Genomic DNA, 17288 nt, shown 5'->3' with positions numbered 1-17288 from the left:
AGTGTACGCGGCGACGCGATGTTGCAAAAAACGTTAGCCTGTCTCCATGGCTAAACCACTTTTGGAGGCAACATGACAGGCGCAAGCACACTTGATCCGGACAACTTCCCGGAACGTCCGGACCGTAGTCTGGGCAAGGGACACGGCATCGACTCCCTCGGCCCGAGCGACATTTCCGACACCGGCAGCGACGTGGTCGGCGGCCCCGGCTTTGCCGACGCGCTCGACCCTGACCAGACGCTCGAATTCGACCACGGCACCACCTCGGACATGGAAGAAAGCCACGCCGGCGGCACCGCCGGTCCGGATGTCGGCGACGCCGACTTCTCGGGCGACAGCGACATGGGCGGCACCGGCGAGCGCGCCGCGGCCGGGCGCGACAACGTCGGGAAGGACGGCGCCGACATCGACACCGACCAGGTCGTGTCCATCCCCGACCTGCCGCTGACCGAGGAGGACACCGACTTCTTAACGACCAAACCGCCGCGAGAGGCTGAAGGCGGCTAACAGGGCACCGCCGCCCACCAGGGCGGTGGTCAAAGGCGAGGAGCGCAGGCTGGTCTTGGTGTACAGGCTGCGTTCATGGACGTTCTGCGGCATGCCCTGGCGCTGGCGCAGTTCGGTCGACTCATCCGGCTTGTAGAGGGCGTCGCGGCGGTTCGGCGCGGTCGGACGGTTCGATTTTTGCTGCTTGAACATGCTGGCGTTCATGTAGCGGTCGAACAGCGCCGGCATCAGCTTGGAGCCGGCCGCGATCATCTTCGAGGCGCCGCCCGCGTAGGCGTCGCGCTTCGGATTTTCTGCGCAGTACAGGATGGCGTCGGCCACCACTTCCGGCGCGTAGATCGGCGGCGGCAGGGCCGGTTCCTTGTCCATGTAGTTGCGCGCGTGGACCGCGAACATGGTGTCGATCGCGGCCGGGCGCACCAGCGTGACCGCCAGCGGAGCGCCTTCCTTTTCCACTTCCATGCGCAGCGCATCGGTGAAGCCCTTCACCGCATGCTTCGAGGCCGCGTACATGCCCTGCATCGGGATGGCGCGTTCCGACACCTCGCTGCCGACGTTGATGATGGCGCCGCCGCCGCGGTGTTTCATGCGCCGCACCGCTTCCAGCGAACCGTTGACGGTGCCCCAGAAGTTGGTCTGGAACAGGCGGTGGTGGTCTTCCGGCTTGACTTCTTCCAGCCGCCCGAACACCGAGATGCCGGCATTGTTGACCCAGGTGTCGATGCGGCCGAAGCGTGCAATGGCCTTCTCGCCGATCTTCTCGACGTCCGCGATGTTGCCGACGTCGGCCGCCACGGTCTCGACCATGGCGCCGCGGCTGCGCATCTCGTCCGCCAGTTCGTCGAGGGCGTCTTTGCTGCGCGCGGCCAGCACGAGGCGGGCGCCGCGTGCGGCGGCCATGCGGGCGGTGGTCAGGCCGATGCCGCTGGTGGCGCCGGTGATGACCATGACCTGATCGTGGAGTTTCCTGAGTCTGATTGCCATGACGTACGTCCTTTTCAAGTGGATGAAGGAGGACTGTCCGCGGCGCTCGGCCGCAGGGACAGGCCGTTGATGAACGGTCACCATGCTAGCCCGGCTGGATAATTCGGCGTTTTCGCTTGCCTTGCGGATATTTATTTCCTAGAGTGTGGGCGACTTTCGCGAACCACGATCATGACCGGCCATCCATCTCCTTCGACCCTTGAACCGCTGCACATCGTCTGCCCGCCGTCGAGGAAGCCGCCGATGATTGCCGTCTCCTGCGCCGGCCTGGCCGTCCTCGCGTTTATTGCGATCGAGCTGTTCAACGGTCCACCAGAACGTTTTTCCTGGTTCAAGGTGTGGGTGTTAGTGCTGATGGCGACCTTCTTGTATGCGATTCTGCACCGCAACCTGTTCGTGCGCGACGAGCTACTGGTCTATCGCGACAAGGCGGAAGCCTGGGCGCTGGAGGATGAGGACGTGCTGGCGCTGGTCGCAGGCAGCGTGCGCGCGGTGCGCGTCGCGCCAATGCCGGCGCTGGGCTCATACTCTGCCGAGGGTCAGAACATCGCGATGGGAATCGGGAACGGACTGATCGAGATCGAGACCCTTGACGGTACTTACCGCTTCGGCGCCGGGCTCGACGAGGATATCGCCAGGGTCACGGCCAGGCAGATTGCCGCCTATTGCGGCCTGCAGGAATCGGGTCCGATGTGGAAGGCGACCGCCCAGACTTGAAAGAGAAGGCGCTGTCACCGTTCGGTGTTGAACATACCTAAGGCTATTCGCAGCATCTTGTCGGCTGACCGGACTCGCCCGCCGTCGACGGCCCACTGCCAGCCGAGATAATTAGGCAGATACCGTGAGGCCACGCCATTGAAGCGCGCCAGCCATTGGCGGAAGCGCCGGTGGTAGGCATTGACGTTCTGGACATGGACGGCGCCGCGCACGCGTTCGCCGGCCCGCAGGTTCACTGCTTCGTGCGAGATGGCGGCCGTGCGAGCGAACGCCTTGTAGGCAGGATGGGAATCGGTAACCAGCAGCACATCCCTGTCCAGCACCGGAAGCAGGTAGCGGTGCAGCTGGGCCGTGGTGACGGCGCCCCGGCCGGTAATGAAATCGAAGGTGGCGCCGGTACGGTCGCGGGCGACCAGCACGCAGACGTGTTCACTGTTGATGCCGCGCCGGCTGGCAACGCCCCCGCGCTTGCGCGGCGGCCTGTCGAGCGTGCGCGAGCCCTTCCGGGATTCGAGCAGGAACAGTTCATCGGCCTCGGCGATGCCGTCCAGTGCCGCAGGGCGGTCATCCTTGGCCAGGTGCAGGAAACGGTGACGCCAGCGGAAGCTGGTGTTGCGGTGCACGCCGAGCCGGTCTGCCGTTTTCCGCACCGACTGGCCCTCGAGCATGCCGTCCAGGTAGTCCAGCCATTTGCCGCGGTGGCGCAGCCGTGCCAGCGGCGTACCCGTCAAGGCACTGAAGGTCTTGCCGCAGGCGCAGCAGCGATAGCGCTGTACCCCGCGGTCGTGCCCATGGCGATGCAGCCGCCGACCTTCACAGAACGGACATGACGATGGATTCCTGGCCTCCTCGATCGTCGCACAGACACGGTCCAGTCCAACTGCCGGACGCAAAAGCGCGAGCAATTGTTCGCGCTGGCGCCGCGTCAGCTGCGCGACACGCGCCAGCCACGGTTTGAAGCTTGCCGCCTGCATTGCCACCTCCACTGTCGATCGGACAGTGGTTTGACATCGGTTCAGCTCAACAGTTCAAGATCTCCAACACCTAACGGTGACAGCGCCAAAGAAAACGGGCGCCGTCACGTGGCGCCCGTCGGTAGAGCCAGGCCCTGCTTACTTGCCCGGCGCGTAGATCTGGTCGAACAGCCCGCCATCCGCGAAGTGCGCCTTCTGCGCCTGCGCCCAGCCACCCAGCTCGGTGATCGGGAACAGCTTTACGTTCGGGAACTGCGCGGCATACTTCTTGGCGAACTTGTCCACGGCCGGACGGTAGTAGTTCTTGGCGACGATATCCTGCGCCTCGTCGGTGTACAGGAACTCGAGGTAGGCCTGGGCCACCTTGCGGGTGCCTTTCTTGTCGACGTTCTTGTCGACCACGGCCACCGGCGGTTCGGCCAGGATGCTGATCGACGGCGCCACGATCTCGAACTTGTCCGGACCCAGCTCGCGCAGGGCCAGCAGGGCTTCGTTTTCCCAGGCCAGCAGCACGTCGCCGATGCCGCGTTCGACAAACGTGGTGGTAGCGCCGCGCGCGCCCGAGTCGAGCACCGGCACGTTCTTGTACAGCTTGGCCAGGTAATCCTTGGCGGTCGCCGGCGAGCCGCCCGGCTGGCGCAGCGCGTAGCCGTAGGCCGCCAGGTGGTTCCAGCGCGCGCCGCCCGAGGTCTTCGGATTCGGCGTGATCACCGCCACGCCCGGCTTGACGAGGTCGCCCCAGTCGCGGATCTTTTTCGGATTACCCTTGCGCACTAGGAACACGATGGTCGAGGTGTAGGGCGAGCTGCGGTAAGCCAGGCGCTTCTGCCAGTCGGGCGCAATCAAACCTTTTTCGCTGATAGCATCGATGTCGTAGGCCAGCGCCAGCGTGACGACGTCGGCCGACAGGCCGTCGATGACGGCGCGGGCCTGCTTGCCCGAACCGCCGTGCGATTGCTTGACCGTGACGTTGTCGCCGGTCTTCGCCTTCCATTGGCGGGCGAAGGCGGCATCGATGTCCTGGTAGAGCTCGCGGGTCGGGTCGTAGGACACGTTGAGCAGGGTGACGTCGGCAGCGAAAGCCGTCGCCGGGGTCACGAGCGGCGCCACCAGGGTGAGGGCAGCCAGCGAATGCAGGAAGGTTTTGCGAAGCATGTTGTTCTTTCAGAGGGCAGTTTGGAGCCTTCAGCTTACGGCTCAGTTCCCCCTGAAGGAACGAATTTATTCGCCTAACAATATGCGGTTTTTTTAGTGCGCCTTCGACAGGATGAGCAGCCAGCGCTTGAAGATCAGGATTTCCAGATGACCCGCCTCGATGCCGGTATCGCATTCGATGATCGGGTTCACCGCATAGAAACGCTTGCGGAAATCACGGGTGATCAGGAGTTCGCGACGGCCGAGACGGACCATAAAAGGGACAGGTGCATATTCCAGGCCGAAGTTGCTGTTCAGAGTGGTCATGGTGTTTCCTTTTATTAAAATCATTGAAGTGAGTAAAGAATATCACAACCACTGTATAAATCTACAGGTACTGGGTGGATATACAGTAAATTTTTATTGTTGTGGTTTTTTCGCCAAGACCCCACATATGGAGGCTCATCCGCGAAACCACCCGACCCAGGCATGACGAACCACATCCTTCCCCGACTCCACCGCTTCGCCGCCGCCCGTTTTTCCGCCGAAGGGCAGTACGGCCTGCACCTGACCGCCGGCGTGGCGATGCTCCTGCTGGCAACCGCAGTCTTTGCGCACATGGCCGGCGCCGTGGTCGCCGGCGCCCCGATCACCCAGCTCGATGTGGAAGTGGCCAACTGGCTGCATGCGCACGCGCGCGCCAACGAAGGCCTGCGCGCCTTCCTGATGCTCGTCACCCACATGCACAGCACGCCCGGCATCCTGGCCATGGCCCTGCTGGCCGGCATCTGGCTGTACCGGCGCGGGCACCGCTACTGGACGCTGGCCTTGGTCGCCAGCGTGCCCGGCGGCCAGATCCTCAATGTGCTGCTGAAGCACACCTTCGAGCGCGCGCGGCCGCATTTCGTCGAGCCCCTGCTGGAGCTGAGCACCTACAGCTTCCCCAGCGGCCACGCGATGGGCGCGACGGTGCTGTACGGCTTCCTCGCCTGCTACGTGGCGCGCCAGGCGCGCTCCTGGTGGGGCAGGGTGCTGCCCTTCGTGCTGGCGCTGGCCATGGTGGCGACGGTCGCGTTCTCGAGGATGTATCTTGGAGTCCATTATTTGTCCGACGTGCTGGCCGCGGTGGCCGAGGGTTGCGGCTGGCTGGCGATCTGCATCACCGGCGCCGCCACCTTCAACCGGCGCCGCAGGACAACTGCATAAAAGACCAACCCGGGGAAAAGGATGCGCACACTCGTACACCTGTCGGACCTGCATTTCGGCCGCGTCGACCACAGCCTGCTGGCGCCATTGCGTGAACTGATCGAACGGATCGCCCCGGACGTGCTGGTGGTCTCGGGCGACCTGACCCAGCGCGCCAGGCCGGAGCAGTTCGAAGAGGCGCGCGCCTTCCTCGACACGCTGCCGGGCCCGCAGATCATCGTGCCGGGCAACCATGACATCTCGCTGTACAACGTGTTCCGCCGCTTCGTGAAGCCGCTGGCGCGCTACCGGCGCTACATCACCGACGACCTGGATCCCTTCTACCTCGACGAGGAGATCGCCGTGGTGGGCGTCAACACGGCGCGTTCCTTCACCATCAAGGACGGCAAGGTCAGCCGCGACCAGCTGGCCGTGGTGCGCCAGCAGCTGGCGAACGTCCCGCCTGAGGTCACGCGCATCATCGTGGCCCACCATCCCTTCGACCTGCCCGATCACTTCGAGGAACGCGACCTGGTGAACCGGGCGCCGCGCGCCATGCAGGCCTTCTCCGAGTGCGGGGTGGACATCCTGATGGGCGGGCACATGCACGCCAGCCATGCGGGCAGCACGGCGGCGCGCTACCAGTTGAGCGAGTATGCGGCGCTGGTGGTGCAGGCCGGGACGGCCACCTCGACCCGGGGGCGGGGCGAGGTGAACTCGTTCAACGTGCTGCGGGTGGAGTCGCAGAAGGTCGAGATCGACCGCTACGGCTGGGACGTGGTGCACGGCCACTTCGAGGTGATGGCCACCGAGAAGTTCATGCGCACGGGCAGTGTGTGGACGCCGCACATCGATGGCCTAATGGCGGCGGGGCTGTAAGCAACATCAGATCCAGTACTCGGCCAGCCGCCCGATGAATTCGCGCAGGCGGTCCTTCCACGGCCGGTCGCGCCACTGGTCCAACGTCACTTCCTTGGAGCTGCGCAGGTCTTCGTTGAAGGCCGCTTCCATGTCCTTGCCGAAGGCCGGGTCCAGTACCACCACGTTCAGCTCGTAGTTGTGGATGAAGCTGCGGCGGTCGATGTTGGCCGAGCCGATGGTCGACCAGATCCCGTCGATCACCGCCGTCTTGGCGTGCAGCACCGCCACCTGCAGCTGGTAGATCTTGACGCCGCCCGCCAGCAGCTCGTCGTAGAAGGCCTGGCCGGCATACATGATCAGGTCGTGGTCGGACACGCCCGGCAGCACCAGCTTCACGTCCACGCCGCGCTTGGCCGCCGCGACCAGCGAATCGACGATCTGCCGGTCCGGCACGAAATAGGCCGAGGTGATGTGGATCGACTTCTTGGCCTCGTTCATGGCCACCATCAGCGACTTGTAGATCTCCGAATCGCGGTCCGGCGAGGTGGCCAGCACCCGCATCACCTTGTCGCCGGCCGGGGCCAGGCGCGGGAAGTACTCGGCCGGCGGCAGTTCGCCGGCATCCTGGTGCACCCAGTTGTCGATGAAGGCGTACTGCAGCGCGGCCACCGCCGGGCCCTCGATGCGGATGTGGGTGTCGCGCCAGCCGACCTGCTCGGCGTCGACCGTCTCGGGCTTCTTGCGCGAGCGGAACAGCGAGCTGTTGGCATAGGTTTCGCTGATGTTGATGCCGCCGGTGAAGCCGATGCGGCCGTCCACCACCATGATCTTGCGGTGGTCGCGGTTGTTCAGCTGCCAGGCGCCGGGACGCTGCAGCGGATTGACCGGATTGAAGATCACCACGTTGATGCCGGCGCCGCGCAGGCGCTCGAAGAATTCCTTGGGGGTGGCCAGGGTGCCGACGCCGTCGGCGATGATGTTGACGATCACGCCCTGGCGCCGCTTCTCCATCAACAGTTCGGCGAACTGCATGCCGATCGGGTCGCGATCGAAGATGTAGGTTTCCAGGTTGATCGAGGAGGTGGCGTCGCGCGCCGCGGCCATCATTTCGCGCATGGTGGCGGGGCCGTCGAACAGCAGCGTCACCTTGTTGCCGGGGATGAGCGGCGCGCCGGTGGCCTGTTCTTCCAGCACCGCCAGCTGCTTGAGGTCGGGCGAGGCGTTGGCCCAGCGCTTGCGCAGCAGCTGGGCTGCCTGCTTGTTGTCCAGCATGCCGCGTGGCGTGGCCACCGCCGGCGTCGCCTTGGCCGGATCCGCGGGCAGGGACTCGGCGTCGGGCAGCGACTTGCACGAGGCGACCACGCAGACGAAGGCCAGGAAGGCCAGGAAGGAAGTCAGGCGCTTGTTGTTCATTTCGTGTCCCTCATGATGAGTTCACTGCTGGAGTCGCGGCTGATCGGCTGCTGCTTGGGGCCGAGGAAGAAATCGATGGGCGCGGCGATCAGGTGGCGGCCCAGCGCCTGGATCAGCAGGATGCCGCGCTTGAAGCGGATCTTGCGGGCACGCATCGCCACCCACAGCGCCAGGCCGAAGCTGACCAGGAGGTTGACCGCGCCGATCAGGAGCACGCCGGAGGCGGCATTGACCACCACCTCGAGCGGCACGTGGTAGTCGAGGCCGACGAGGGCGGTGGCCAGGTTGGCGGTCGAGAAGGTGACGTGGCGGATGTCGAGGGGCAGGCCGAGCAGGAAGCCGATCGTGCCGGTCATCCCGAGCATCAAGCCGAAGAAGAAGTTACCCATCAGGCCTCCCAGGTTATCCTCGATATAGCCGGCGAAGCGGCCGAGCCGTTCTTCGCCCAGCAGGCGGCGCAGGCGCCGCAGCTGGCGCACGCGCTGGCCCATGCGGGTGTACAGCGCCTTGTTGTCGTAGTAGCCCGAGATCAGGCCCGCCAGGAACAGCCAGACGCCGGCGATCGCCGCATAGAACAGGGCCAGGCTGTGGACCGGATCGACGTCCATGAGCAGGTGGTGCGCCTTGACCGGGTCGACGATGTGGTTGCCGTTGATCGCCTTGTAGCCGATCGCGATCGCCCAGGCCACCGGGAAGGCCAGCAGCACGTTGCCGAGCACGGCTACTATCTGGGTACGGAAGACCTTGGTGACAAGGTCCGCCAGGCTGTCCACGTCCAGCCCGCGTCCGTTGTCGGCGCGCTGTAGCGAGGCGGCGATGTGTTGCGCGGTCATGGCCGGCTGCTTGGTCGCCACCGTGAAGTGCAGGACGTAGATGAGGATGAAGCCCAGCGAGTAGTTCATGCTGAACAGGAAGGCCTCGACCAGGGGCGCGGTGTGCAGGTAGCCCAGCATGATCTTGAACATGGCCATGAAGCCGACGATGAAGCCGGCGCCCGAGGCCGCCACGAACATGTGGCGCAGGTCGCGCCGGGTTTCGGCGATGTAGTGTTCGCCGGTGCGGCTGGCGTTTTCGGTGACGTTGCGGGCCAGCAGGTCGACGTTGTCGCGCAGCAGGCCGCGAATGCGGTACTTGGCGTTGTGCGCCGCGATCAGCTCTTCCGCCAGCGCCACGGCCGCCAGGCGGCGGCCGCTCGCTTCAGGCCGCTCCGGGTTGGCGGCGCGGCTGGCCACCGCCACCAGGTCCACGCTCGGCGCGCTCGGCAAGGAGCCGCTGAGGTCGACCAGGTAGAGCAGCTTGTGCAGCCGGTCTATACTCTGGTGCAAGGCCACCAGCAGGTAGGTCAGCGCCACGCTGGTGCCGGTGGACTGGGCGCCACGGCGGATCTTGAGCACCACCTCTTCGCACTGGTCGAGCATCACCAGGAGGTGGCGCGCGTCTTCCGGCTGTTCGATCTTGCCGTCCAGGTAGCGCGCGTACTCGTCGAGGTAGCGGTTGACCTCGATGTTCTGCATCAGGAAGGGCGAGTCGAAATCCTCGATCTCGCTGTAGCTGTGGATCAGGCGCGGCTCGAGGCCCAGGGCGCAGATGCGGCAGGACAGGGTGCGGATCGCATCCAGCAGGCCCATCAGGGTGACGTAGCGCGCCCGGTCGGGGGTGGCGTCCTGGGGCGGCGGGGCGTTGGCGATGACGTCGAACAGCTCCATCCAGTCGGCGGTCGGCACCATGCAGATCCACTGGTGGTCGTCCTCGTCGTACAGCACCTGGTCGAGCGCGTCCGACAGGTAGAGGTCGTTGAGCGCCGGCGGCAGGAAGCGGTAGGTGACGCGCCGCTTCAGCTCCGTGACGAAACCGTCGTTCGAGAGGATGCCGATATCGCTGTACAGGCTGGTATGGCGGCGCCGTTCCAGCATGGTCGTGAGGTAGCGCCGCAGCGCCCAGGCCTGCGACGGATTGCCCTTGAGCAGCTGGGTCAGCGTACGCACGTTTTGCGCCGGATCGTCCGCCTTTTGCCAGACCCAGCGATTACGCGGGCGCAGGCAATCGACCAGGTCGACCAGCAGGTCGATCTGGTCGCTGTCGGGGTTGATCCGTTCGAGAATGGCAAGCATGGGCAATGTTGATACTGGAAAGCCATAGTGTACGCGAGGCAAAGCCACTTCATGGTTCGCCACCGAACAATGAACCTGCTGAAAGCGTTACACTGACGGGCTGTATCAATGTAAAACGAGGGATGCATGTACCTGACTTATTTCAACGGACAGTGGACTGAAGGCAATGTGCCGCTGTACGGCGCGATGGACCACAGCCTGTGGCTGGGCTCCTCGGTCTTCGACGGCGCGCGCGCCATGCGCGGCAAGCTGCCCGACCTGCGCCCGCACCTGGAGCGCGTGATCGCCTCGAGCGAGAAGCTGGGCCTGCGCTGCCCGCTGAGCGTGGACGAGATGGAAACCCTGGTGCGCGAAGGCGTGGCCAAGTTTCCGCCCGACGCCGAGCTGTATATCCGCCCGCTGGTGTTCGGCACCGAGGGCTTCCTGATCCCGGTGGCCGAGGCCAGCCAGTTCGCCCTGACGATCTTCGACGCACCGCTGCCGCCGTTCACCGGCTTCTCGAGCTGCCTGTCGACCCTGCGCCGCCCGCAGCCGGACATGGCGCCGACCGACGCCAAGGCCTCGGCCCTGTATGCCAACTCGACCCGCGCCATGCGCGAGGCCAAGGCCCGCGGCTTCGACCAGGCGATCATGCTCGACGCCGACGGCAACGTGGCCGAGTTCGCGTCCTCGAACCTGTTCATCGTGGCCGAGGATGGCGCCGTGGTGACGCCGAAGCTGAACGGCACCTTCCTGGCCGGCATCACCCGCGCGCGCGTGATCGCGCTGTTGGCGTCGGAGGGCGTGCACGTGGAAGAGCGCAGCGTGGCGCCGGAGGAGCTGATGACGGCGCGCGAGATCTTCAGTACCGGCAACTACGGCAAGGTGACGCCGTGCACGCGCTACGAGGACCGCACGCTCGAGGCCGGCCCGGTGGCGCGCCGTGCGCGCGAGCTGTACCTGGCGTTTACCGAAACCACCTGACACCGCATTGTGCTTTTCGTAGGGTGGGCGGGTCTCCCGCCCACGCGGTCAACGGTCGCCAGCACTGCCGCGACATATCGCCCTTCAGCTATCACCGCGTGGGCGGGAGGACCCCCCACCCTACAAATGCGGTCCGTTTGATGACTGCAGTTCCTCGCGCAGGAACTGCAGCAGGATCACCGTCTTGCCGTCATTGATGCCGCCTTCCTTCACCTGGCGAAAAGCCTCGTCGACGTCCATCTCGAGGACTTCGATGTCCTCGCCTTCTTCTTTCTTGCCGCCCCCTGCACCCTTGCGGTCGCGCTCCCCGTATTCGCCCAGGAAGCAGTGCACCGTTTCGGTCAGCGAGGACGGGTTCGGCAAGAATTCGATCACCTTGCGCAGTCCATGGCCGCGAAAGCCGGTTTCCTCGCACAGTTCGGCGCGTACCCGCTCGCCCGGGTCGGTGTCGTCCAGGTTGCCGGCGGGGACTTCGATCACGAAGCCCTCATGGCCGGCCAGGTGCGCGCCGAGGCGGAACTGGCGGGTCAGCAGGACGGTGCGCCGCTCGGGGTTGTAGAGCAGCACGGCGGCCCCGCCGGCGTTCGCGTAGACCTCGCGGCTTTGTTCCTGCTCGCTGCCGTCGCGGCGGCGCTGCCTGAGGGTGACTTTCTTGAGTGCGCAGTAATCGTCGGACAGGGTTTCCTGTTTGAGGATGCGGATCGGGTCGTCGTCTTGCATGGAAGGCTCCGAATGCGGTGCAGACGACTATAGCGTATCGACGTAAAAAAAGCCGCCGGGCTCTCGCCGGGCGGCTTTCGTTCAGGCCAGTCGCTCGATCAGAACTTGTAGCTTGCGCTCACGCGGAAGTAACGGCCCATCGCATTGTGCAGCTGGGTGTTGAAACCTTCGGTCGGGTAACGCGGATCGTACGGAGCCGCGGTGTCGAAGATGTTCTTGATGTTGGCCGACAGGGTCCAGTTCTTGAAGCCGCTGTACGAGTAGGCGACGTTGAACGTGGTCCATTCCGGCACCTGGCAATCGTGCACCCAGTTGCTGAACTTCTCCAGGCCGCCCAGGCTGGTGGCGCCAGCCGGCTGGCCGGCGCCGTAGTGGCAATACGGCACCGGGTAGGTGACGTCGTTGTCGGTACGGCGCAGCAGCGAGATCGGCGAGACGAAGTCCACCGAGCCGGTCAGCGAGTGCGCGCCCTTCGACCAGTTGGTCGACAGGTGGGCACGGTGACGCGGGATGTCGCCCACGGTAATCGCCCAGTCCGAGTAGCCGCCGGCGGTGCCGACCACGTTGGCCTCCACTTCGCCCGGACGCTCCGAACGCTTGAAGGTCAGCGCGTAGGACCAGTCGAACTTGGTGGTCAGGCGGCCGTTGTCGCCCAAGTTCAGGCGGTGCGCCACTTCGAGGTCCAGGCCCGAAGTCTCGGTTGCGCCCTGGTTCACGTAGTAGCGGTTTACGGCGGTCAGCGGACCGGTGCCCGGGATCGGCTGGCCGTTGGCGCCGATCAGCTGGTTTGCCGGGTTGGTGTCACGGATGGCCAGGCCCGGGTACAGGTCCGGGTGATCCACCACGTAGCCGGCCGACAGCAGGGCGGTTTCGTCTTCCTTGCGGATCTTGTAGTAGTCCACCAGGATGTCGATGTTCCTGGTCGGGGCGATGATCGCGCCGAACGAGAAGCTCTTCGAGGTTTCCGGCTTCAGGTCCGGGTTGGCCTTCGAGCGCGACGAGATGCTGCGGCGGCAGTCCGACGCGTCGGCACCGTCCAGCGGGTTCTTGCCGTCCGGGCAGCGCACGGTGTCGACCAGGGTCGAGAACGACTGCACGCCGCCTTCGGCGATCTGCGACAGGGCAGGAGCGCGGAAGCCTTCGGCGTAGGACGAGCGGAAGGTCAGCTTGTCGTTGACGATGAACTTGGCGCCGACCTTCGGCACGAAGCTGGATTCAAGCGGGTACTTGTCGTAGCGGCCGGCGAAGTCCATTTCGAAGTTCTTCGTGAACGGGGTACGCAGTTCGACGAAGGCCGATTTCACCATGCGGCGGCCGTCGACCAGCGAGTTGGCCAGGCCGATGATGTTGCCGACCTGCGTCTGGTAGTCCGGGGTCAGCGCCAGCTTTTCCTGGCGGATCTCGCCGCCGAAGGCCAGGCCGATGTCGCCGCCGGCCAGGGTGCCCAGGGTGGTCGATGCCTTGGCGTCGAACTGGCTGACCTGGGCGTAGCCTTCGTTCACCACGTCGCGGTAGGCATTGCTGTCGGCTGCGGTCTGGGCCAGGGTGCGGCCTTCGCTGACGATGCGGTCGATGGTCGGGCGGTACAGCATGCCCTTCATGGTCTCGGTACGCTCGCTGCGGTTCAGCAGCAGGGCGGTTTCCCAGTCCCAGGCGCCGCTGGTGCCCTTCAGGCCGGCCAGCAGGCGGCCCGACTGGTTGACGTTCTTGGCGCCGCCGTCGATGCCGGAGAAGCGGTAGCCCACGGCTGCGCGCGAGGTGCTCCACGGGTTGTCCGGATGGCCGGCAGGCAGGATCAGCTGGTAGTCGCTGGCGGTGCCGTCGGCGCGGAACACGGTGGTCGGCGAGGTCGACACGATGGTCGAGGAATTGCTGGTGTATTCGCGCTCGGTGCGGGTGTAGCCGGCTTCGACGAAGGCGGTGATGTCCGGGGTCACCTGGTAGGTCAGCTTGCCCAGCAGGTTGGCGTCGTTGCCCTTCGACTGCGCTTCCTGGTTGCTCCAGGTGTCGTAGTTGCAGAAGGTGCGGCCGTTGAGCATCGAGGTCGCGGTGAGGTTGTGCTTGTCGCGGTTGCCGGTGACCTGCTGCGACGGATCGCAGCCGAGGCGGTTGACGATGTCGGCGCCGTTGGCCAGGGTGGTGGCGAAGTTGCGCGCGCCGGCGGTACGCTCGCGGAAGAAGAACGGTTGGCTGGAGACGTAGCTGCCGTATTCGTTCAGGCGCGCGTTGATGTCGGCGTACATGTGCTGCTTCACGTCGCGGGCGTCGCGGATGCCGGTGCGGTCGCGCGAAGCCAGGTCGAAGGTGAAGAAGGCGTTGTAGCGGTCTTCCTGCAGGTCGCCGAAGCCGAACACGCCTGCCACGTTGCGGCGTGCGAATTCGAGGTTGTCGTTGGCGCTGGTCGCGGCGGTGATTTCGCCACCCTGGTAGTTCGACTTGGTGATGAAGTTGATCACGCCCGCGATCGCGTCCGAGCCGTAGACGGCCGATGCACCGTCCTTGAAGATCTCGACGCGCTCGATCGCCGAGACCGGGATCGTGTTCAGGTCATACACGGCCGACTTGCCCTGGTTCGGGTCGGCGTAGGCCGACGCGGTGATGCGGCGGCCGTTGAGCAGGATGAGGGTCGACGACGAGCCGAGGCCGCGCAGCGACGCGGTCGAGGCGCCTTTGGAGAAGCTGCCGTCGGTGATGTCGTTCGAGGTACCCGAGCCGAAGGCCGGGATGGAATGCAGCAGTTCCGACACGGTGTTGGCGCCGGTCGCGGCGATCTGCTTGGCATTGATGGTGGCCACCGGCGAGGAACCTTCCTTGTCGGCGCGCTTGATGTTGGAACCGGTCACGTAGACTTTCTGGACCGAGGCCTCAGCGTTTTGCTGGGCAAACGCGGCGCTGGTGGAAGCCAGGGCCACAGCGACAGCGATGACGCTGCGCTTTACTACGAGTTGCTGCTTAGACAAAATTTCTCCGAAACTTCTGAAACACAGCCGCGGTCCGCGAGCGGGGCGGCGTCTTACGCTTGTTGATGACATCTCCGGCGAACGTGACAATGTGTGAACATTCACCTGAGCCCGCCATCAAAACATTCCGGGCAAACAAAAGTCAAATTTGTTTGGTAATTTGTTTATAAATTGCGACAGCCATAAGGAAGGCTCATGACATACCGTGGATTACTTTATGGTCGGGGTAGCCATGAATAAGAAAACTTTATTCATAAGGCAAAGAAAAAGGCCGGCAGAGCCGGCCCTTGTCTAGACAGGGTAAGAATTAACCCTGACCGCGCTCCGCGACGTAGATCTCGACACGGCGGTTGCGTGCGCGGCTCGACGCATCGCTGTTCGACGCGATCGGCTCGCGCGAACCGCGGCCTTCGATGGTGATGCGGCCCGGGTTGACGCCGCGGCCAGCCAGGTAGTCGCGGGTGCGGGCGGCGCGGTCGACCGACAGCGGCTGGTTGATCGCATCGGTGCCGGTGTTGTCGGTGTGGCCGATGATGACCACGGTGGTGCCCGGGTTTTCCTGCAGTGTAGAGGCGAAGCGGTCGAGCACCGGCTGGAAGTTCGACTTGATGTCGGAACGGCCGGTATCGAACGAGACGTCGCTCGGGATGTCGAGCTTCAGGCGGTTGTCGGCGGTCTGGCTGACCTGCACGCCGGTGCCCTGGGTGGCCTGCTCCATGGCCTGCTTTTGTGCTTCCATGCGCTTGGACCAGATGTTGCCGATCACCGCGCCGGCAGCGGCGCCGATCGCCGCGCCGCCCGCGGCGCGCTTGCCGCCGCCGCCGCTGGTGCTGGCGCCGACGATGCCGCCCAGGGCAGCGCCGATGCCGGCGCCCTGCGCGGTGCCGCGCTGGGTCGCGCTCATGTCGGCACAGCCGGTAGCGGTAAAGGCCACGAGGGAAGCGGCGATCACGGATTTAGTCAGTTTGTTTTGCATGGTGGTTCTCCTTAACAAAAAATCCGCTTCGCGGTCATGCTTGCCGAGGCAAGCCTGCAGGCATGACTGAGAAGCGGATTGGTCTTACAAAAATTTTTATCAACTACTAACAACTATATACCTCGTCCACTGATCAGGCGCACCAGGATCATGATCACGGCGACGACCAGCAGGATATGGATGAAGCCGCCGATGGTGTACGAAGTCACCAGTCCGAGCAGCCACAGGACAATCAGAATCACGGCAATTGTATACAACATGATGTTGCTCCTTCCAGAAATCACGCGCTTCGGCGTCGTGAATCCAGTATGCCGCCGCTTACTGCTGGCCTCTGTACGATGGCGTACTTACTGCGAAAATCGCAACTCCCGGGAAATCAGGCGTGGCCATTCTCCTTGCGCAAGCCAGGGATCCAGCCCATGAAACCGAGCAGGCCGGTGACCCCGATCAGGCAGGTGACCAGGCCGCCCGCCACCAGGAACAGCACGTCCTGCGGCTGCAGTCCGCCCGCCGCCGCTTCGGCCGGCGGATGTGCCGAGAACAGGCCAAACGCTGCCACGATCATTCCCCAAATGATAATGCCGATCCATGCCATGCTGTTCATGATGCTTCCCCCCTGGGTTGGTTATTTTTTTGCACCGCACGCAGTGATAGCGTCCTGCCATTGTCGAGTTAGCTCATCCATTGGTCCGTGCGCTGCCGCACATTGCTTTTAGAAAATTATTCTTACGAAATAAAAGCCGGGAGGCTTGCGCCATCCCGGCTTTTTCTGAAAAAAGACGAGCTCAGGCAACCGAGCGCAGGCGGCCCTTCACGATGCGCACGCGGTCGCCGCTGCGCCATGCCGGCGGGCTGCTCTGGCGGAAGGTGCGCAGGGTGCCGTCGTCGAGGCGCACGCGGATTTCGTAGCTGGTGCTGGCCTTCATATTGCCTTCGACCTGGTTGCCGACCACCGCGCCGCCGATGGCGCCCGCCGCAGTCGCGATGGTGCGGCCGGTGCCGCCGCCGATCTGGTTGCCGAGCAGGCCCCCGATGACGGCGCCGCCGGCGGCGCCCAATCCGCTACCTTCGGCGCGCTGCTTGATGGTGCGGACCGATTCGACGTTGCCGCAGTTCGAGCACCAGTTGCGGCCGGTGTCGGCGGCCGCCACCTGCACCGATTTCTTGGCCGACTCCCTGACCGGTTCCTCGACCACGCGTTCGACCACACGCTCCGGCGCCGGCGCCGCGGCGGCAGGCGCCGGGACATAGTTGCTTGCCGGCGCATAGGCCTGGGCCGGCTGGGTCGGGTAATCGGCCGGCACGGCGCTGGTCGGCGGCTGCACGTAGCCCGGCGCGAGCTGCTGGCCGGGCACGTTGCCGACCACGCCAGGCGCCGGCTGCGGGCTTCCCTGCGGCAGGGTCGAGGCCAGCGCCAGGCGCTCGGTTTCGCTCAGCTGGCGCTCCTTGTTGCCGCCCACGGAGGAGGGAATCCAGCCCAGGATCGCCGCGGTACCGACCAGGCAGAACAGCAGGACCGCCAGTGCGGCCAGGATCATCAGCGGATGCATGCGTCCGCGTGCGGACGGGGTGGGAGAGGTATTCATGCTGGTTCCTTTTCGGAAAAGTTCTTGTTGAGGCCATTCATGCCGGGGATGCGATGGGTCCGGCGGCCTGTGCATTGTCAGATTGTCCTCAGGAACAACAAGCGGTTCCGTGCGTCACCGTACATACCAGATCGGAGCGGGACGGTTACGCTGACCTAAATTGTTTGCAAATGTATCCGACAGACGGCTTGGCTTAT

Annotated in this window: 17 protein-coding genes; 5 read left to right on the top strand and 12 right to left on the bottom strand. The window is 64.7% G+C overall.

Features of this window, described 5'->3' with window-relative positions:
* Window positions 1-72 precede the first annotated feature (72 nt).
* Window positions 73-507: a hypothetical protein gene (locus tag ACK6C6_RS14770; RefSeq protein ID WP_409267912.1), complete on the top strand. Its 435-nt coding sequence runs from the start codon at window positions 73-75 to the stop codon at window positions 505-507.
* Here ACK6C6_RS14770 and ACK6C6_RS14765 read toward each other — a convergent pair.
* Window positions 469-1491, bottom strand: coding sequence for an SDR family oxidoreductase (locus tag ACK6C6_RS14765; protein ID WP_409267910.1), 1023 nt, complete (start codon window positions 1489-1491; stop codon window positions 469-471). The genes ACK6C6_RS14770 and ACK6C6_RS14765 overlap by 39 nt on opposite strands.
* A gap of 171 nt (window positions 1492-1662) precedes the next feature.
* Here ACK6C6_RS14765 and ACK6C6_RS14760 point away from each other — a divergent pair, with 171 nt between their 5' ends.
* Window positions 1663-2208, top strand: coding sequence for a hypothetical protein (locus ACK6C6_RS14760; RefSeq protein ID WP_409267909.1), 546 nt, complete (start codon window positions 1663-1665; stop codon window positions 2206-2208).
* Window positions 2209-2222: 14 nt separating this feature from the next.
* On the opposite strand, the gene ACK6C6_RS14755 is transcribed toward ACK6C6_RS14760, so the two are convergent.
* From ACK6C6_RS14755 to ACK6C6_RS14745, 3 genes are all read right to left on the bottom strand, one after another.
* Window positions 2223-3182 carry an IS1595 family transposase gene (locus ACK6C6_RS14755; protein ID WP_409267907.1) on the bottom strand — a complete coding sequence of 320 codons (960 nt, stop codon included), beginning with the start codon at window positions 3180-3182 and terminating at the stop codon, window positions 2223-2225.
* A gap of 138 nt (window positions 3183-3320) precedes the next feature.
* Window positions 3321-4337 (bottom strand): sulfate ABC transporter substrate-binding protein, encoded by a 1017-nt coding sequence (locus tag ACK6C6_RS14750; RefSeq protein ID WP_409267906.1) that lies wholly within the window; start codon window positions 4335-4337, stop codon window positions 3321-3323.
* A 93-nt stretch (window positions 4338-4430) separates the two neighbouring features.
* Window positions 4431-4643 carry a hypothetical protein gene (locus ACK6C6_RS14745; RefSeq protein ID WP_409267905.1) on the bottom strand — a complete coding sequence of 71 codons (213 nt, stop codon included), beginning with the start codon at window positions 4641-4643 and terminating at the stop codon, window positions 4431-4433.
* 162 nt (window positions 4644-4805) lie between these two features.
* Here ACK6C6_RS14745 and ACK6C6_RS14740 point away from each other — a divergent pair, with 162 nt between their 5' ends.
* Together ACK6C6_RS14740 and ACK6C6_RS14735 are read left to right on the top strand one after the other, a co-directional pair.
* Window positions 4806-5522, top strand: coding sequence for a phosphatase PAP2 family protein (locus ACK6C6_RS14740; RefSeq protein ID WP_409267904.1), 717 nt, complete (start codon window positions 4806-4808; stop codon window positions 5520-5522).
* A 21-nt stretch (window positions 5523-5543) separates the two neighbouring features.
* Window positions 5544-6380 (top strand): metallophosphoesterase family protein, encoded by an 837-nt coding sequence (locus tag ACK6C6_RS14735; RefSeq protein WP_409267903.1) that lies wholly within the window; start codon window positions 5544-5546, stop codon window positions 6378-6380.
* 6 nt (window positions 6381-6386) lie between these two features.
* Here the strand turns inward: ACK6C6_RS14735 and cls are convergent, their stop codons facing one another.
* Both cls and ACK6C6_RS14725 read right to left on the bottom strand, forming a co-directional pair.
* Complete coding sequence (gene cls / locus ACK6C6_RS14730) at window positions 6387-7775, bottom strand: cardiolipin synthase (RefSeq protein WP_209588630.1); 1389 nt, start codon at window positions 7773-7775, stop codon at window positions 6387-6389.
* Window positions 7772-9886 (bottom strand): site-specific recombinase, encoded by a 2115-nt coding sequence (locus tag ACK6C6_RS14725; RefSeq protein ID WP_409267902.1) that lies wholly within the window; start codon window positions 9884-9886, stop codon window positions 7772-7774. Before ACK6C6_RS14725 ends, cls begins: the two co-directional genes overlap by 4 nt.
* A gap of 126 nt (window positions 9887-10012) precedes the next feature.
* On the opposite strand from ACK6C6_RS14725, the gene ACK6C6_RS14720 reads away from it, so the two are divergent.
* Complete coding sequence (locus ACK6C6_RS14720) at window positions 10013-10849, top strand: branched-chain amino acid aminotransferase (RefSeq protein WP_036216665.1); 837 nt, start codon at window positions 10013-10015, stop codon at window positions 10847-10849.
* A 120-nt stretch (window positions 10850-10969) separates the two neighbouring features.
* On the opposite strand, the gene ACK6C6_RS14715 is transcribed toward ACK6C6_RS14720, so the two are convergent.
* The 6 genes from ACK6C6_RS14715 to ACK6C6_RS14690 all read right to left on the bottom strand — a co-directional run bounded on the left by ACK6C6_RS14715 (window position 10970) and on the right by ACK6C6_RS14690 (window position 17091).
* Window positions 10970-11569, bottom strand: a complete 600-nt coding sequence (locus tag ACK6C6_RS14715; RefSeq protein WP_409267901.1) for an NUDIX domain-containing protein — start codon at window positions 11567-11569, stop codon at window positions 10970-10972.
* 98 nt (window positions 11570-11667) lie between these two features.
* On the bottom strand, window positions 11668-14529 hold the full coding sequence (locus tag ACK6C6_RS14710) for a TonB-dependent receptor domain-containing protein (RefSeq protein WP_209588627.1): 2862 nt from the start codon (window positions 14527-14529) through the stop codon (window positions 11668-11670).
* A gap of 307 nt (window positions 14530-14836) precedes the next feature.
* Window positions 14837-15505 carry an OmpA family protein gene (locus ACK6C6_RS14705; RefSeq protein ID WP_209588626.1) on the bottom strand — a complete coding sequence of 223 codons (669 nt, stop codon included), beginning with the start codon at window positions 15503-15505 and terminating at the stop codon, window positions 14837-14839.
* Window positions 15506-15618: 113 nt separating this feature from the next.
* Complete coding sequence (locus tag ACK6C6_RS14700; protein WP_020652694.1) at window positions 15619-15765, bottom strand: lmo0937 family membrane protein; 147 nt, start codon at window positions 15763-15765, stop codon at window positions 15619-15621.
* Window positions 15766-15881: 116 nt separating this feature from the next.
* Complete coding sequence (locus ACK6C6_RS14695; RefSeq protein WP_036216660.1) at window positions 15882-16109, bottom strand: hypothetical protein; 228 nt, start codon at window positions 16107-16109, stop codon at window positions 15882-15884.
* A gap of 181 nt (window positions 16110-16290) precedes the next feature.
* Entirely contained in the window at window positions 16291-17091 is an 801-nt protein-coding gene (locus ACK6C6_RS14690) for a glycine zipper 2TM domain-containing protein (protein ID WP_409267899.1), read from the bottom strand.
* Between the last annotated feature and the right edge of the window lie 197 nt (window positions 17092-17288).

The sequence above is a fragment of the Massilia sp. BHUDP2 genome (assembly GCF_046236355.1).
GTDB lineage: Bacteria > Pseudomonadota > Gammaproteobacteria > Burkholderiales > Burkholderiaceae_D > Telluria > Telluria varians.
The sequence above is the reverse complement of the archived record's forward strand: the minus strand, read 5'-3'. Positions and strand labels throughout refer to the sequence as shown.

Excerpts from the sequence above, each read along its gene's own strand:
- ACK6C6_RS14765 (WP_409267910.1), bottom strand. The coding sequence starts at position 1,491 with ATGGCAATCAGACTCAGGAAACTCCACGATCAGGTCATGGTCATCACC.
- ACK6C6_RS14700 (WP_020652694.1), bottom strand. The coding sequence starts at position 15,765 with ATGTTGTATACAATTGCCGTGATTCTGATTGTCCTGTGGCTGCTCGGA.
- ACK6C6_RS14690 (WP_409267899.1), bottom strand. The coding sequence starts at position 17,091 with ATGAATACCTCTCCCACCCCGTCCGCACGCGGACGCATGCATCCGCTG.
- ACK6C6_RS14745 (WP_409267905.1), bottom strand. The coding sequence starts at position 4,643 with ATGACCACTCTGAACAGCAACTTCGGCCTGGAATATGCACCTGTCCCT.
- ACK6C6_RS14735 (WP_409267903.1), top strand. The coding sequence starts at position 5,544 with ATGCGCACACTCGTACACCTGTCGGACCTGCATTTCGGCCGCGTCGAC.
- ACK6C6_RS14715 (WP_409267901.1), bottom strand. The coding sequence starts at position 11,569 with ATGCAAGACGACGACCCGATCCGCATCCTCAAACAGGAAACCCTGTCC.
- cls (WP_209588630.1), bottom strand. The coding sequence starts at position 7,775 with ATGAACAACAAGCGCCTGACTTCCTTCCTGGCCTTCCTGGCCTTCGTC.
- ACK6C6_RS14770 (WP_409267912.1), top strand. The coding sequence starts at position 73 with ATGACAGGCGCAAGCACACTTGATCCGGACAACTTCCCGGAACGTCCG.
- ACK6C6_RS14755 (WP_409267907.1), bottom strand. The coding sequence starts at position 3,182 with ATGCAGGCGGCAAGCTTCAAACCGTGGCTGGCGCGTGTCGCGCAGCTG.
- ACK6C6_RS14740 (WP_409267904.1), top strand. The coding sequence starts at position 4,806 with ATGACGAACCACATCCTTCCCCGACTCCACCGCTTCGCCGCCGCCCGT.
- ACK6C6_RS14720 (WP_036216665.1), top strand. The coding sequence starts at position 10,013 with ATGTACCTGACTTATTTCAACGGACAGTGGACTGAAGGCAATGTGCCG.
- ACK6C6_RS14695 (WP_036216660.1), bottom strand. The coding sequence starts at position 16,109 with ATGAACAGCATGGCATGGATCGGCATTATCATTTGGGGAATGATCGTG.
- ACK6C6_RS14725 (WP_409267902.1), bottom strand. The coding sequence starts at position 9,886 with ATGCTTGCCATTCTCGAACGGATCAACCCCGACAGCGACCAGATCGAC.
- ACK6C6_RS14750 (WP_409267906.1), bottom strand. The coding sequence starts at position 4,337 with ATGCTTCGCAAAACCTTCCTGCATTCGCTGGCTGCCCTCACCCTGGTG.
- ACK6C6_RS14705 (WP_209588626.1), bottom strand. The coding sequence starts at position 15,505 with ATGCAAAACAAACTGACTAAATCCGTGATCGCCGCTTCCCTCGTGGCC.
- ACK6C6_RS14760 (WP_409267909.1), top strand. The coding sequence starts at position 1,663 with ATGACCGGCCATCCATCTCCTTCGACCCTTGAACCGCTGCACATCGTC.